Origin of the sequence: Raoultella sp. (genome assembly GCF_039594335.1) — a bacterium.
In the GTDB taxonomy this organism is placed as follows: Bacteria; Pseudomonadota; Gammaproteobacteria; order Enterobacterales; family Enterobacteriaceae; genus Klebsiella.
In genome coordinates, this window is sequence record NZ_JBCNNS010000119.1 from 1 (window position 1) to 13,629 (window position 13,629).

Consider the following 13,629-nt stretch of genomic DNA (forward strand, 5'->3'; position numbering starts at 1 on the left):
CGTACCAATTGGCATAACAGAAGGACGCTTTCTCAGGCATGAATCGCAGACGTTTTCTCAAATCTTCCATGGCTGTTGCCGCCGTATGCGGAACGTCAGGAGTCGCTTCACTTTTTTCTAACGCCGCGCTTGCCGAGGAATCGGGCATTGCTGATGGGATGACGCGCCGTTTTGACTTTACCGTTTTGCAATCGATGGCCCACGATCTCTCGCGTCAGCCGTGGGGGGGCGCCCCGCGCGATCTGCCGCCAACACTGGCCAATCTGACTCCGCAGGCCTACAACAGCATTCAGTATGATGCGGGACATTCGCTGTGGAATAACATTGACGACCGCAAGCTGGACATCCAGTTTTTCCACGTCGGTATGGGTTTTCGCCGCCGCGTGCGTATGTTCTCGCTGGATTCGCAAACCCAGCAGGCGCGGGAGATTCACTTCCGCCCGGAACTGTTTAACTACAACAACGCCGGCGTGGACACCAAACAGCTGGTAGGGCAAACCGACCTCGGTTTTGCCGGTTTCCGCGTGTTTAAAGCGCCGGAGCTGGCGCGCCGCGATATCGTCGCTTTCCTCGGTGCGAGCTATTTCCGCGCGGTAGACAGTACCTATCAGTACGGTCTCTCCGCTCGTGGTCTGGCGGTCGATACTTTTACCGATACCCCGGAAGAGTTCCCGGACTTTACCTCGTTCTGGTTTGAGACGGTTAAGCCGGGCGCAACGGTCTTTACCGTCTATGCGCTGCTCGACAGCCCGAGCGTCACCGGTGCCTATAAATTTGTCATTAACTGCCAGGAGACGCAGGTGATTATGGATGTGGAAAACCACATCTACGCCCGCAAAGATATCAAACAGCTGGGCATCGCGCCGATGACCAGTATGTTCAGCTGCGGCAACAACGAGCGTCGGATGTGCGACACCATCCACCCGCAAATTCACGACTCCGACCGTCTCGCCATGTGGCTCGGCAACGGTGAGTGGATCTGCCGTCCGCTGAACAACCCGCAAAAACTGCAGTTCAACGCCTTCCAGGATAAGAATCCGCGCGGCTTTGGTCTGCTGCAGCTTGACCGCGATTTCAGCCATTACCAGGATATCATGGGCTGGTACAACAAGCGCCCGAGCCTGTGGGTCGAGCCGCGTAATCAGTGGGGCAAAGGGGCCGTCAGCCTGATGGAGATCCCCACCACCGGTGAGACGCTGGATAACATCGTCTGCTTCTGGCAGCCGGAAAAAGCGATCAAGGCCGGTGATGAGCTGGACTTTAGCTATCGCCTGTACTGGAGCGCGCAGCCACCGGTGCGTTCGCCGCTGGCGCGCGTGATGGCCACCCGTACCGGGATGGGCGGTTTCCCGGAAGGGTGGGCGCCAGGCGAACACTACCCGGACAAATGGGCGCGCCGTTTTGCCATTGATTTCGTCGGTGGGGACCTGAAGGCCGCTGCGCCAAAAGGCATTGAGCCAGTGATTACCCTGTCTAACGGCGAAGCGAAGCAGATTGAGATTCTGTACGTTGAACCGTTCGACGGCTATCGCATCCAGTTTGACTGGTACCCGACCAACGATTCCACCGACCCGGTGGAAATGCGCATGTTCCTGCGCTGCCAGAGCGAGGCCATCAGTGAGACGTGGCTGTACCAGTATTTCCCGCCGGCTGCGGATAAACGCAACTACGTTGATGACCGGGTCATGAAGTAACCGTCGTGATTGCCCGTCCGCATGCCGTGGACGGGTTTGCCTGCAGTGAGAGATAGCCATGTCCGTAGAAGATATTCCCGTTCCTGAAACGATCCCGGTGACCGGCCAGCTGACGCTTCGCGCGGTGGAAGAGCGCTACGTGACCGAGTTACACCAACTGGTGGAGAAGAATAAACACTGGCTACAGCATTCGCTTAGCTGGCCCGCCTCGGTCGCCAGTGAAGATGAGACCCGTCGCCATGTACAGGGGAACGTCATGCTGCACCAGCGCGGCTATGCCAAAATGTTTTTCCTGTTTTTGCGCGATGAGATGGTGGGCGTGCTGTCGTTCAACCAGATTGAACCGCTGAATAAAACCGGCTACATCGGCTACTGGATTGATGAACATCACCAGGGGCAAGGGCTGCTTTCCCAGGCGCTACAGGCGTTTATGCACTACTACGCGCGCCGCGGCGAAGTCCGGCGCTTCGTTATAAAATGCCGGGTGGCTAACCATAAGAGCAACCAGGTGGCGCTGCGCAATGGCTTTACCCTCGAAGGCTGTCTGCAACAGGCCGAGTATCTGAACGGTGCTTATGACGATCAGAATATCTACGGGCGGATTATCGATAGCCCCGCGCCCTGATGCTTCGGTTTCCCGGCGTGCGGCGTAGCGCCTCAGCCAGGATAGGGCTACAGCGCCCCCAGTAACGGCGTGCGGGTAATATGCTGCGCGCCGTTGATCACCTTACGGCCACGCAGATGAATCGCCTCGCCGTTAAGCGCTTCAATTCGCGCGTTATCGGTAATTTCAACCCGATGTTCGATCACCACATCGCCACTGATATAGGCATTCCCCTGCACCAGCACGTCGTCATCCAGCAGGATTGGCCCGCCGCACAGTCGGGCCTGGCCGCCGACCATCACCCGATGTTTGAGCACGCAGTTCCCCTCGACCACGGCGTTCTCTGCCACCTGTGCACTGTAGCGTAACGTCGGTATCGCATCCTCAGCGCGCCCGGCGATAAGGCGCGCATGGTCATAGACTCTGGCGTTATCGCAAACCCAGACATCGTTTTCTTCGTTGCCTTCCAGACGGGCATAGTCAAAGATTTCCGCCCGGTGTTCAACGAAAGCGTGGTCGACGAAGGCGTCACCGTAAATCTGTACTTGATGGACGATGCGCGAAGCGCTGACCGTCGCCCGCTGGTAGATTTGCAGAAACTTGTCGCGGTCGGCGGTCAGTCCCTGGGCGGCGATAATCAGGCAGTGGGGGAGAATACGCGCCCGGTCAGCGAGACGGCAGAAGCCGCGAACGCGGGAGTCCTGAAGCGTGACATTGTCACAAATTAGGGCGTAATGGCTGATGGTAGCGGAGTCGATCCATGCATCGTCGCGGATAATAGCGGAGTGGCTGACGACGCAGGTTCCCGTCAGACGCGCGTTGCCTTCAATCCGCGCACCGGCAAACACCGCGCTGTTGGGGTCGTAGATCCAGCAGTTGCCCGCCTGACTGAGCGCCGTTTCATCGTCCAGCCATCCGCCTTCGCTACCGGCCTGCACATCGGCGAAATCGCGCAGGGCCACAATTTGCCGCAGATTTACGCTATGCCTAATTCCGTCCTCTTCATAGTGAAACAGGCGAACCTTGTCGCTGAGACGATATTTGTTCATCAAGGCTTCTCTTATCAAGGCATCATTTTACTTTTGGTTAACACAAACATAGCAAAAATCTCCGTAGCACGTTGTATAAGGCTCTTTTAAAATGCAACTTAAAGGTAAATTGAAAAAAATAAATAAAATGAATAAAAAACGGCTTGAACAACAGGCCCTGAATTTACCGGCGTGGGTCTGCGGGGCGCTCGGTTTAAAGACGCCGGGCTGGGATTTCCGCATTGGCCAGCACCAGGCGGCATCTCGGACACAGCCAGCCGAACGGCTTTTTCCATTGCTTATCAATCCTGCGATTTATCTTTACCAATCTGCTTATTGGACTGCTGGTGCTACGCACATTTCTGCTGCTGATGTGGGGGAAATTTCTGATTCGCGTCGACAGGACAACATTATTAAACACTAAGGACTCATCATGACTATCCGTGACGAAAACTACTTTACTGATAAATACGGACTGACCCGTACCCACTCGGAAGTGCTCTATGCCGCAACCCAGGTGCCGCCGGGAACGGCGCTGGATCTGGGGTGTGGTAACGGGCGCAATAGCCTCTATCTGGCAGCAAACGGCTTTGAGGTGACGGCGTGGGATAAAAACCCGTTGAGTATCAAGAATCTGGAAAGTATTGGCGCCCAGGAAGCGCTGACCAGTCTGCAGGTCGCAGTTAAGGATCTGAACAGCTTAAGCTTCGACGGTGAATATGACTTTATTCTCTCCACCGTGGTACTGATGTTCCTTGACGCGAAAACCATTCCGGGGCTTATCGCCAACATGCAGCGTTGCACCAGACCGGGCGGCTACAACCTGATCGTAGCGGCAATGGACACCGAAGATTATCCCTGCACCGTGGGTTTCCCGTTTGCCTTTAAACCTGAGGAACTGCGGCGCTACTACGCCGATTGGTCGTTCCTCAGGTACAACGAAGAGGTGGGCGAGTTGCATCGCACTGATGCCAGTGGCAACCGCATCAAACTGCGTTTTGCCACTATGCTGGCGCAAAAACCGGTTTAACGGGCCGCCAGCAGGCAGAGCTGCAACGCGGTGTGGTACGACGCTTCAAAGGCGCGCAGCGGCAAAAACTCAAATTTCGAGTGAAAGTTGTGCGCGCCGGTGAAGAAGTTGGGCGTCAGCAGGCCTTTTGCCGAGAGCGCCGCACCATCGGTGCCACCGCGCATCGGCGTAGGTTTTGGCGTCACGCCAATGCGCTCCATGGCTTCGAACATCAGGTCAATGGCCCGACGATCGTCGCCGATGGCATTGCTGATGTTGCTGTAGGTGTCGCTAATTGAAAATTCGACGCTGGCCGTCGGGTATTGTGTGGCAATTTTTTCAGCGACCTCGCCAATCTGCCGTTTGCGGCGTAAAAAGCTCTCGCTGTCGAAATCGCGAATGCTGGCCTGCAGCAGGGTACTGTTCTGATCGCCTTGAATGCCGTTAAACCAGACATAACCTTCGCGTCCGTCGGTGTGTTCTGGCGTCTGCAGGCGATCGAAATGGCTGATGTAATCCGCCGCCATCAGTAGCGGATTGACCAGTACGCCTTTGGCTGACATTGGATGAGCGGTCACGCCGGTGAAGCGAATCTCCGCCGCCGCGGCATTAAAATTCTCATAGACGATCTCGCCGAGTTCACAGCAGTCGATAGTCCACGCGAAATCGACGGCAAAACGGCTGAGATCCAGTGCTTTTGCCCCCCGCAGGCCCACCTCTTCATCGGGGACAAAGGCCACCACGATATCGCCGTGGCGATGTTGCGGCGTCAGGTTTTCCAGCACCGTCATTACCACCGTGACCGCCGATTTGTTGTCGGCGCCGAGCACGCTGGTGCCATCGCTGAAGATAATCTCTTCGTCCCGGTAGGCGAGAATCTCGGGATGCTCGGCGACCCGCAGCCAGATCTGCTGTTCACGATTCAGACACAGATCATCGCCGGTAAAACGCAAAATTTGCGGATGAATATCCGGCGACAGTCCGACGTCCACGGTGTCGATGTGGGTGATAAAGCCAATCCGCGGTGCGCCGGGGACGTTACCTCTTTTTACCGCAGTGACGGTAGCATGGTCATCAATCACGATATCGTCCAGCCCGAGGCGCCGTAATTCGTCGGCAAGCTCGCGGGCCATTTCGTGTTGCCCCGGCGTGGTTGGCAGCGTGGTGGCGCGTGGGTCGCTCTGACTGCTGATGGCGAGATAGCGGAAGAAACGCTGGGTCAATTGACTGGCGAGTGGAGATGACATAGTGATTCCTTCTTTATTTATTTTTTCAGGTGTTTGCAGTCTGGCTTTAGTGTTATGTATGGACAGGAAAACAACAAGCTATTCATTAGCTGACAAATTAAAAAGGAAAACGTTATGCAACACAAACTTACCACGCTTGCTCTGACAATAACGGCGCTCACGTTGAGTTCCGCCGTGAGTGCAAAAACGCTGGTTTACTGCTCCGAAGGATCGCCGGAGAATTTCAATCCTCAGCTCTATACCTCGGGTACCAGCGTGGATGCCAGCGCGGTACCCGTTTATAACAGGCTGGTTGATTTTAAGGTGGGCACCACCGAATTGCAGCCGAGCCTTGCCGAAAGCTGGGAGGTGAGCGATGACGGAAAAGTCTATACCTTCCATTTACGTAAAGGGGTGAAGTTTCAAAGTAATAAATATTTCACGCCGACCCGCGATTTTAATGCCGATGATGTCATTTTCTCCTTTATGCGGCAAAAAGATCCGCAGCATCCTTATCACAACGTCTCCAGCGGCAACTACTCTAACTTTGAAAGCCTGGAGTTTGGCCAGTTAATTACCGCGATTGATAAGCCTGATCAGTATACGGTGCGCTTTACGTTGGCCCGCGCCGAAGCGCCGTTTGTCGCAGACCTGGCGTGGTATTTTGCCTCTATTTTATCGGCGGAATATGCGGATGCGATGCTCAAAGCCGGTACCCCGCAGCGCGTCGATACCGATCCGCTTGGCACGGGTCCTTTTAATCTGGCGCAGTACCAGAAAGACTCCCGCATTCTTTATACTGCCTTTCCGGACTACTGGCAGGGGAAAGCAAAAATTGATCGTCTGGTTTTTAGCATTACCCCAGATGCTTCAGTGCGTTATGCCAAACTGGAAAAGAATGAATGCCAGGTGATGCCATTCCCTAATCCGGCTGATTTACCCAGGATGAAAGAGAATAAAAACATTACGCTGCTGAGCAAGGCGGGGTTGAATACCGGGTTTCTTGCCTTTAATACGCAAAAACCGCCGCTGGACAATGTCAAAGTGCGTCAGGCTCTGGCGATGGCAATTAATAAACCGGCGATTATTGAAGCGGTATTTCACGGTACCGGCACGCAGGCGAAAAACCTGCTGCCGCCGGGAGTATGGAGCGCCGACAGCGCGCTGAAAGATTACGATTACGATCCGCAAAAAGCGAAAGCGCTGCTGCAAGAGGCGGACATTAGCGGTCCGCTAACGATCGATCTGTGGGCGATGCCGGTACAGCGTCCTTATAACCCGAACGCCAAACGGATGGCCGAGATGATTCAGGCTGACTGGGCCAAAATTGGCGTGCAGACCAAAATCACCACCTACGAGTGGGGGGAATATCTGAAGCGGGTAAAAGATGGTGAACATCAGGCGGCGCTGATGGGCTGGACTACCGCGACCGGCGACCCGGACAACTTCTTCGGGCCGTTATTTACCTGTCAGTCGGCGAACGGCGGTTCTAACTCGGCGAAATGGTGCTATCAGCCATTTGATAAAATTATCGCCGAGGCAAAATCGATTACCGATCTCCCAAAACGCGAAGCGCTGTATAAACAGGCGCAGCAGATGATGCATGACCAAATGCCGGCGGTGATGATTGCCCATTCGACTATTTTCGAACCGGTCCGCAAAGATGTTTCCGACTACGAAATTGATCCGTTTGGCAAGCATATCTTCTATCAGGTCGATATAAAATAAACCGCAAATGTAAATCCGCCCGTCGAGGCGGATTTATTCTTTCCAACCTTTGACGTTCCCATTTTTGCCACAAAACTTATCCCGGTATTTTGCTATAATTCGCGCTGACAACTGTATTTACAGGGATTCACACACGCGTACTCATTTCATGTTTAAAGTGGCGGCATTTGCTGGTCTGTTAGCTCTCGTGGGTTGTGCCTCTAAAATCGCCGCGCCGGAAAAATATTCTGGTTTCTTAAAAGACTATTCAAACTTAAAGGAAACGACATCGGCATCGGGTAAACCAGAACTGCGCTGGATCTCTGCGGATTACAATCCGCAAAACTACGACAATATTGTCTATAACCCGATCACCTATTATCCGGTTCCCAAACCCTCGACTCAGGTCGGGGAAAAGGCGCTGCGCGATATTCTGAATTACACCAACCAGCAGATGAGGCAGGCGATTGCTGAGCGTAAACCGCTGGTGGAGAAACCCGGTCCGCGCAGCCTGATTTTCCGCGGTGCAATCACTGGCGTGGATTCCAGTAAAGAAGGGCTGCAATTCTATGAAGTGGTTCCGGTCGCGATGGTGGTGGCAGGCACGCAGATGGCGACCGCGCACCGGACGATGGATAGCAGTCTCTACTTTGAAGGGGAGCTGATTGACCCGGCGATCAATAAGCCGGTGGTCAAAGTCGTGCGTAAGGGCGAGGGGAAATCACTGGCTAACGAAAATACGCCGATGACCATTGATACCCTAAAACAGGTGATTGATGACATGGCGATCGATGCCGTGAAATGTGACCCGACGCAGAGATAATCCCACAACAGCGCAAGAGGCGCCCTACAGGAGGACGCCTTTTTTATGCCAGCAGGCGGGGCTAAGCCAGTCTGCGGCGCAGGAACCACTGCTCGGGACGGGCAAACATCACCAGATTACCCAGCAGAATTAGCGCCAGCCCGATAACCGCATTGCTGTGCCAGACGTAGCCTTCGTAAAATGTGGAAATCGTCAGGGCCACCAGCGGGAACAGCAGGGTACTGTAGGCGGCCTTGCCGGCGCCAATCCGCCCAACCAGCGTAAAGTAGGCGCCGAAAGCAATCACCGATCCAAAGAGCGCCAGGTACAACAGCGCGCCCATATAGCTTAGCGTCCACTGGGGCGTGAAATCATCGCCGCGCAGCAGAGCGATAGCCCCCATGACCAGGGTGCCGTACAGCATCGCCCAGCTATTGGTGGTCAGGGTTTCCAGACCACGGCGCTGGTGGCGCATACTGAGCATATTGCCGAGGGAAAAACCGTAGGTCCCCAGTGCGCTGAGAGCAATTCCCCACAGCAGGGACGCGTTGAGCCCGTTGCTGAGCAGATCGTCCCAGAACAGCGTGATGATTCCCACAAGGCCGAGCGCGGCGGCAAGCCAGAAACGAGCGGGCGGCTGCTGACGGAAGAAAATAAACCCGTTGATGGCGTTAAACAGCACCGCCATGGAGAAAATAACTGATTCCAGGCCGGTATTGATGTGCGCGGCGGCGGTATAAAAGCACCAGAAGTTGAAACAGAAGACGCAGCAGCCCTGTAGCACGCAGAACAGATGATCGCGCAGCGCCAGCGGACGCAGACGACGGGTTACCAGCAGAATCGCCAGCATCGTGACGCTGGCTACCGCAAAACGCCAGAAAATAGAGACCGGCGCCGAGACCGGCCCCTGTTGTAAAAAGATGGCAATCCATGTCGTTCCCCAGATAACGACCACCAGTCCGTACAGTATTGCGTTCAATTTTTCTCTCCCATAAGTCCACCAGGGAGGCAGTGTGGCGGTTTTTGCACGCCGCCGCTGTCATCCTTGCGGCCTGGACTTGCAAATTCTTGCGCTTATTTTTACCGAATGACCGCAGAGGTCTGGTATCCACTGTCGACTCTTCATAGACTAGGGACTCACGAAATCAGATGTGTGAAGGCTATGGCATACGGGACGTTCGAAACTTTACGCCGACAAAAAGCCGTCTTGCGCGAGACGGTGGAGCTTAACTCCGGTATTCAACTGGCGGCGTGGTATAACAATCGCGATATGGTCACGGTGCGCAGCGACCATCATACGCTGAGCCTGTATGTTGCCGATGGTTACGAAAGTTATCAGAAAACGCCGCAGGGCTGGAAAAACGGCGGCGGCCCGGATCGTTTTTGCCTGATGCCAAAGGGCGCGGAGAGCACCTGGGATATTCGCGGCGACCTCTCGTTTGTGCATCTGTACTGTACCGACGATCATCTGCGTCGGGTCGGCGAGCAGATCTGGGACCGCAGCCCGGCGTCGTTTAGTCTGCAGGAACAGACCTTTTCCCAGGATGATAAAATCACCGCCGTCTATCGTCAGTTCTTACTCGATTACGACTGGCAACAGCAGGCTAATCAGCTGACGCTAAGTTCCGCCAGCACGCTGCTGCTGACCCATCTTATTCAGCACTATTCGAACGTTCAGTGGCGTTTGCCCACGGTCTCCGGCGGCCTGGCGCCGCACGTTCTGCGCAATCTGCTGGCGTGGATTGAGGAGAACCTGGATCAGCCGCTGACGCTGGCGGATCTGGCGCAGGAGGCGGCGCTCAGCGAATATCACTTCGCGCGGATGTTCCGTCAGTCAATGAGCATGGCGCCGCACCAGTATGTGATGCAGCGGCGGATGGTCAAAGCGCAGGCGCTTATTTGCCACAGCACCCGGTCATTGACCGATATCGCCATGGCCTGCGGTTTCAGCTCCGCCAGCCATTTCAGCAACCGGGTGAAAAGCGCCACCGGTTTGACGCCCTCGCAGTTACGGGCGGCGCAGCGCTGACAGCAGGGCGAAACTCACCCCGCCGAGCGCCAGTCCCCAGAAAGCCGAGCCGATCCCCGCTAAGGTCACGCCGCTGGCGGTGACCAGAAACGTCACCACTGCGGCGTCGCGTTCATTCTCCTGGTTCAGCGCCTGAAACAGACTCCCGCCAAGCGTCCCGAGCAGCGCCAGCCCGGCCAGCATCTGAATCCACGCCGTCGGCAACGCGGACATTAACGACGTAATCGACCCGCCGAACAGACCGGCCAGCAGATAAAAACCGCCCGCAGCGGCGGCGGCCAACCAGCGTCGCTGCGGATCAGGATGGGCCTCTGGACTTTGGCAGATGGCGGCGGTAATGGCGGCAATACAGATGGAGTAGACGCCAAAAGGTGACAGTAACAGCGCCAGACCCGCGGTGGCGATAATCAGCGGCGACACGGGCACCTGGTAGCCGGAAGCCTGCATCGTGGCGAACCCGGGGGCGTTTTGCGAGGCCATGGTGACGAGAAAGAAGGGCACGCCGACGCTGAGCAACAGCGAAGGGGTAAACTGTGGCGCGATATATTCCGGGGCGACAAAAGCGAGGCTGATGTGTGTCCCGACGACATCGCCGGAGAACACGGCGATGGCGCCGCCGACCAGCAGCGCCGCCACCACTGCAAAGCGCGGGTACAACGCTTTACACAGCAGCCAGGCTACCAGCATCCCGCCGCACAGTAGCAGATTGCCGTCAAGGGTGGCGAAGGCCTGCAAACCGAAGCGCAGTAAAATCCCTGCCAGCATGGCGGCTGCGAGCGAGTGGGGGATAATTTTCATCAGCCGGGCAAAAAGGCCGGTCAGCCCGCAGAGCACCATTAAGCCATTCGCAAAGATAAACACGCCGACCGCCTGGTGGAGCGTCACGCCCTGTAACCCGCTGACCAACAGCGCCGCGCCGGGGGTTGACCAGGCGGTGAGAATCGGCACTTTGCGCCAGAGCGTGAGGGCCAACGTGCTGATCCCCATCCCCAGCCCAAGGGCCGTCATCCAGCCGGCGATCTGCGTCGCGCTGGCTCCTGCGCTGGCAGCGGCTTGCCAGATAATGGCGGCCGAACTGGCGTAGCCCACTAGCACGGCGATAAACCCGGCGAGCAGCGTCGGTAAAGGGAGTGAAAACGGGCGCATAGTGACCTCTTGTGCGTTATAGCATCCGGTAAAATGTAGCATCGTGCGTTATAGCGTACAATCATCTTTTTCCTCTTGGTGTGCGGCCATCAACCTTGTCCCGGAGCGGACAAGGTGCGTTTTCCGTCTAAACTCCCTGTAGAATCATACCAATGCGCGTATAATTTCCGCTGAGCATATCAGGAGGTGGTATGAATATTGCGCAACATCTGGCGACGACCCTGAAAACGCTGCGCCAGCAGCGCGGCTGGAGTCTGTCGCGACTGGCGGAAGAGACCGGGGTATCAAAAGCGATGCTCGGGCAGGTTGAGCGAAATGAATCCAGCCCGACGGTGGCCACTTTGTGGAAAATCGCCACCGGTCTGAACGTGCCGTTCTCGGCGTTTATCGTGGCCGATGAATCGACCGCGCCGATCGCCTTTGACCCGCAGCAGCAGGCGATGGTGGTGACGCCCATTTTCCCGTGGGACCCGGAACTGCGTTTCGATCATTTCTCGATTACACTCGCGCCCGGCGCGCTCAGTGAATCCGCGCCGCACGAGAAAGGCGTGATTGAACATGTGGTGGTGATAAGCGGCGCGCTGGATCTGTGTCTGCAGGGGGAGTGGCTGACGCTAACGAGCGGAGAAGGGCGGCGGTTTGCCGGAGATCTGGCGCATGCCTATCGTAACAGCGGCGCGCAAACGGCTCATTTTCACTCGCTGATTCATTATCCCAAAGAAAAAGCCGCAGGCATTTAACCTGCGGCCAATCAAATGATTAATGCAACCACTCACAACGTGACGAGGAAAATCCGGAATACGTGATGACTGTAACCGTAGCCGTTTTGCGAGGGAAATACCTTTTCCTTCAATGTTTTGCCGGAAACTGAAAATTCACCCATCCCGGGTGATGGAAAATGATTTCGTCTGTGCTTACTTCTGACTACAATAGCCGCCATTTCGACCCCCCATAACGGATAACGACGAGCGTATGCGCCTGCACAACCATCATCTTGAACTTCTTAGCCCCGCCCGCGATGCCGGGATCGCCCGTGAAGCGATTTTACACGGCGCAGACGCGGTTTATATCGGCGGACCCGGTTTCGGCGCACGCCATAACGCCAGCAACAGCCTCAGCGACATCGCCGGGCTGGTGCCTTTCGCCCATCGCTACGGGGCGAAAATCTTTGTGACGCTGAATACGATTCTGCACGATGATGAGCTGGAACCGGCGCAGCGACTGATTACCGACCTGTATGAAGCTGGCGTCGATGCGCTGATCGTACAGGATATGGGGGTAATGGAACTGGATATTCCGCCCATTGAACTCCACGCCAGCACCCAATGTGACATTCGCAGCGTCGAGAAGGCAAAATTCCTCTCCGACGTCGGCTTTAGCCAAATCGTGCTGGCGCGCGAGCTGAACCTGCAGCAGATTAAAGCGATTTACGACAATACCGACGCGACGATCGAGTTCTTTATTCACGGTGCCCTGTGCGTGGCCTATTCCGGGCAGTGCAATATCTCCCACGCTCAGACTGGGCGCAGCGCCAACCGCGGCGACTGCTCCCAGGCCTGCCGTTTGCCGTACACCCTGAAAGACGATCGGGGCCAGGTGGTGGCGTACGAGAAACATCTGCTGTCGATGAAAGATAATAACCAGACGGCAAACCTGGCGCAGTTGATTGACGCCGGGGTGCGATCCTTCAAAATTGAAGGTCGCTACAAAGATATGAGCTACGTGAAGAACATCACCGCGCACTATCGTCAGATGCTCGACGCAATTATTGACGATCGCGGCGATCTGATGCGTTCGTCCGCCGGGCGCACCGAACACTTTTTCGTCCCCTCCACCGACAAAACCTTTCATCGCGGCAGCACCGACTACTTTGTTAATGCGCGCAAAGGCGACATTGGCGCGTTTGATTCACCGAAATTTGTCGGACTGCCGGTGGGGGAAGTGCTGAAAGTGGCTAAAGACCACCTGGATGTTGAAGTGACCGAGGCGCTGAGCAACGGCGATGGCCTTAACGTGATGATTAAGCGCGAAATCGTCGGTTTTCGCGCCAACACGGTGGAAAAAACCGGCGAAAATCGCTATCGCGTATGGCCGAACGAGATGCCGGCAGATCTGCATAAAGCCCGACCGCACCAGGTGCTGAACCGTAACCTCGACCATAACTGGCAGCAGGCTTTGCAAAAGACCTCCAGCGAGCGGCGGATTGCGGTAGATATCGATCTCAGTGGCTGGCAGGAGCAACTGGTGCTGACGATGACCTGCGAAAATGGCGTCAGCGTCACCCACACCCTGGACGGCGAGTTCGCCGAAGCGACTCAGGCGGAGAAAGCGCTGGCAAACCTGCGCGACGGCGTGGCGAAGCTGGGACAGACGATCTATTTTGC

Annotated in this window: 12 protein-coding genes and 1 pseudogene; 9 read left to right on the forward strand and 4 right to left on the reverse strand. The window is 56.0% G+C overall.

From position 1 onward, the window contains the following. The first annotated feature begins 38 nt into the window (after nt 1-38). Complete coding sequence (locus tag ACZAHD_RS17630) at nt 39-1,694, forward strand: glucan biosynthesis protein (RefSeq protein WP_462457931.1); 1,656 nt, start codon at nt 39-41, stop codon at nt 1,692-1,694. A gap of 58 nt (nt 1,695-1,752) precedes the next feature. Then, nucleotides 1,753-2,319 carry a 50S ribosomal protein L7/L12-serine acetyltransferase gene (gene rimL, locus ACZAHD_RS17635; protein WP_462457932.1) on the forward strand — a complete coding sequence of 189 codons (567 nt, stop codon included), beginning with the start codon at nt 1,753-1,755 and terminating at the stop codon, nt 2,317-2,319. 47 nt (nt 2,320-2,366) lie between these two features. Here rimL and ydcK read toward each other — a convergent pair whose 3' ends face one another. After that, nucleotides 2,367-3,347, reverse strand: a complete 981-nt coding sequence (gene ydcK / locus ACZAHD_RS17640) for a YdcK family protein (RefSeq protein ID WP_462457933.1) — start codon at nt 3,345-3,347, stop codon at nt 2,367-2,369. A 209-nt stretch (nt 3,348-3,556) separates the two neighbouring features. Here ydcK and ACZAHD_RS17645 point away from each other — a divergent pair. Then, nucleotides 3,557-3,763: pseudogene (locus ACZAHD_RS17645) on the forward strand (dicarboxylate transporter/tellurite-resistance protein TehA); the annotation flags it as partial. Then, entirely contained in the window at nt 3,760-4,356 is a 597-nt protein-coding gene (gene tehB, locus ACZAHD_RS17650) for a tellurite resistance methyltransferase TehB (protein WP_462457934.1), read from the forward strand. The pseudogene ACZAHD_RS17645 and the gene tehB, both read left to right, overlap by 4 nt. Here tehB and pepT read toward each other — a convergent pair. Then, entirely contained in the window at nt 4,353-5,582 is a 1,230-nt protein-coding gene (gene pepT / locus ACZAHD_RS17655; RefSeq protein ID WP_462457935.1) for a peptidase T, read from the reverse strand. The genes tehB and pepT overlap by 4 nt on opposite strands. A 114-nt stretch (nt 5,583-5,696) precedes the next feature. Between pepT and ACZAHD_RS17660 the strand changes: the two genes are divergently transcribed. Both ACZAHD_RS17660 and ACZAHD_RS17665 read left to right on the forward strand, forming a co-directional pair. Beyond that, complete coding sequence (locus ACZAHD_RS17660) at nt 5,697-7,289, forward strand: ABC transporter substrate-binding protein (RefSeq protein ID WP_462457936.1); 1,593 nt, start codon at nt 5,697-5,699, stop codon at nt 7,287-7,289. Between the two features lie 148 nt (nt 7,290-7,437). After that, nucleotides 7,438-8,091, forward strand: coding sequence for a DUF3313 domain-containing protein (locus tag ACZAHD_RS17665; RefSeq protein WP_462457937.1), 654 nt, complete (start codon nt 7,438-7,440; stop codon nt 8,089-8,091). Nucleotides 8,092-8,152: 61 nt separating this feature from the next. On the opposite strand, the gene ACZAHD_RS17670 is transcribed toward ACZAHD_RS17665, so the two are convergent. Beyond that, nucleotides 8,153-9,049, reverse strand: coding sequence for a DMT family transporter (locus tag ACZAHD_RS17670; RefSeq protein WP_462457938.1), 897 nt, complete (start codon nt 9,047-9,049; stop codon nt 8,153-8,155). Nucleotides 9,050-9,232: 183 nt separating this feature from the next. Here ACZAHD_RS17670 and ACZAHD_RS17675 point away from each other — a divergent pair, with 183 nt between their 5' ends. Further along, nucleotides 9,233-10,099, forward strand: coding sequence for an AraC family transcriptional regulator (locus tag ACZAHD_RS17675; RefSeq protein WP_462457942.1), 867 nt, complete (start codon nt 9,233-9,235; stop codon nt 10,097-10,099). Here the strand turns inward: ACZAHD_RS17675 and ACZAHD_RS17680 are convergent. Further along, nucleotides 10,079-11,287: a benzoate/H(+) symporter BenE family transporter gene (locus tag ACZAHD_RS17680; RefSeq protein WP_462457939.1), complete on the reverse strand. Its 1,209-nt coding sequence runs from the start codon at nt 11,285-11,287 to the stop codon at nt 10,079-10,081. The genes ACZAHD_RS17675 and ACZAHD_RS17680 overlap by 21 nt on opposite strands. A gap of 149 nt (nt 11,288-11,436) precedes the next feature. Here ACZAHD_RS17680 and ACZAHD_RS17685 point away from each other — a divergent pair, with 149 nt between their 5' ends. Further along, nucleotides 11,437-11,985, forward strand: coding sequence for a helix-turn-helix domain-containing protein (locus tag ACZAHD_RS17685; RefSeq protein ID WP_462457940.1), 549 nt, complete (start codon nt 11,437-11,439; stop codon nt 11,983-11,985). A gap of 232 nt (nt 11,986-12,217) precedes the next feature. After that, on the forward strand, nt 12,218-13,629 hold a 1,412-nt coding region (locus ACZAHD_RS17690; protein WP_462457941.1), incomplete at its 3' end, for a peptidase U32 family protein.

Bases quoted from the DNA above. Each gene is read 5' to 3' on its own strand.
- ACZAHD_RS17630 (WP_462457931.1), top strand. From the start codon at position 39: ATGAATCGCAGACGTTTTCTCAAATCTTCCATGGCTGTTGCCGCCGTA.
- rimL (WP_462457932.1), top strand. From the start codon at position 1,753: ATGTCCGTAGAAGATATTCCCGTTCCTGAAACGATCCCGGTGACCGGC.
- ydcK (WP_462457933.1), bottom strand. From the start codon at position 3,347: ATGAACAAATATCGTCTCAGCGACAAGGTTCGCCTGTTTCACTATGAA.
- tehB (WP_462457934.1), top strand. From the start codon at position 3,760: ATGACTATCCGTGACGAAAACTACTTTACTGATAAATACGGACTGACC.
- pepT (WP_462457935.1), bottom strand. From the start codon at position 5,582: ATGTCATCTCCACTCGCCAGTCAATTGACCCAGCGTTTCTTCCGCTAT.
- ACZAHD_RS17660 (WP_462457936.1), top strand. From the start codon at position 5,697: ATGCAACACAAACTTACCACGCTTGCTCTGACAATAACGGCGCTCACG.
- ACZAHD_RS17665 (WP_462457937.1), top strand. From the start codon at position 7,438: ATGTTTAAAGTGGCGGCATTTGCTGGTCTGTTAGCTCTCGTGGGTTGT.
- ACZAHD_RS17675 (WP_462457942.1), top strand. From the start codon at position 9,233: ATGGCATACGGGACGTTCGAAACTTTACGCCGACAAAAAGCCGTCTTG.
- ACZAHD_RS17680 (WP_462457939.1), bottom strand. From the start codon at position 11,287: ATGCTACATTTTACCGGATGCTATAACGCACAAGAGGTCACTATGCGC.
- ACZAHD_RS17685 (WP_462457940.1), top strand. From the start codon at position 11,437: ATGAATATTGCGCAACATCTGGCGACGACCCTGAAAACGCTGCGCCAG.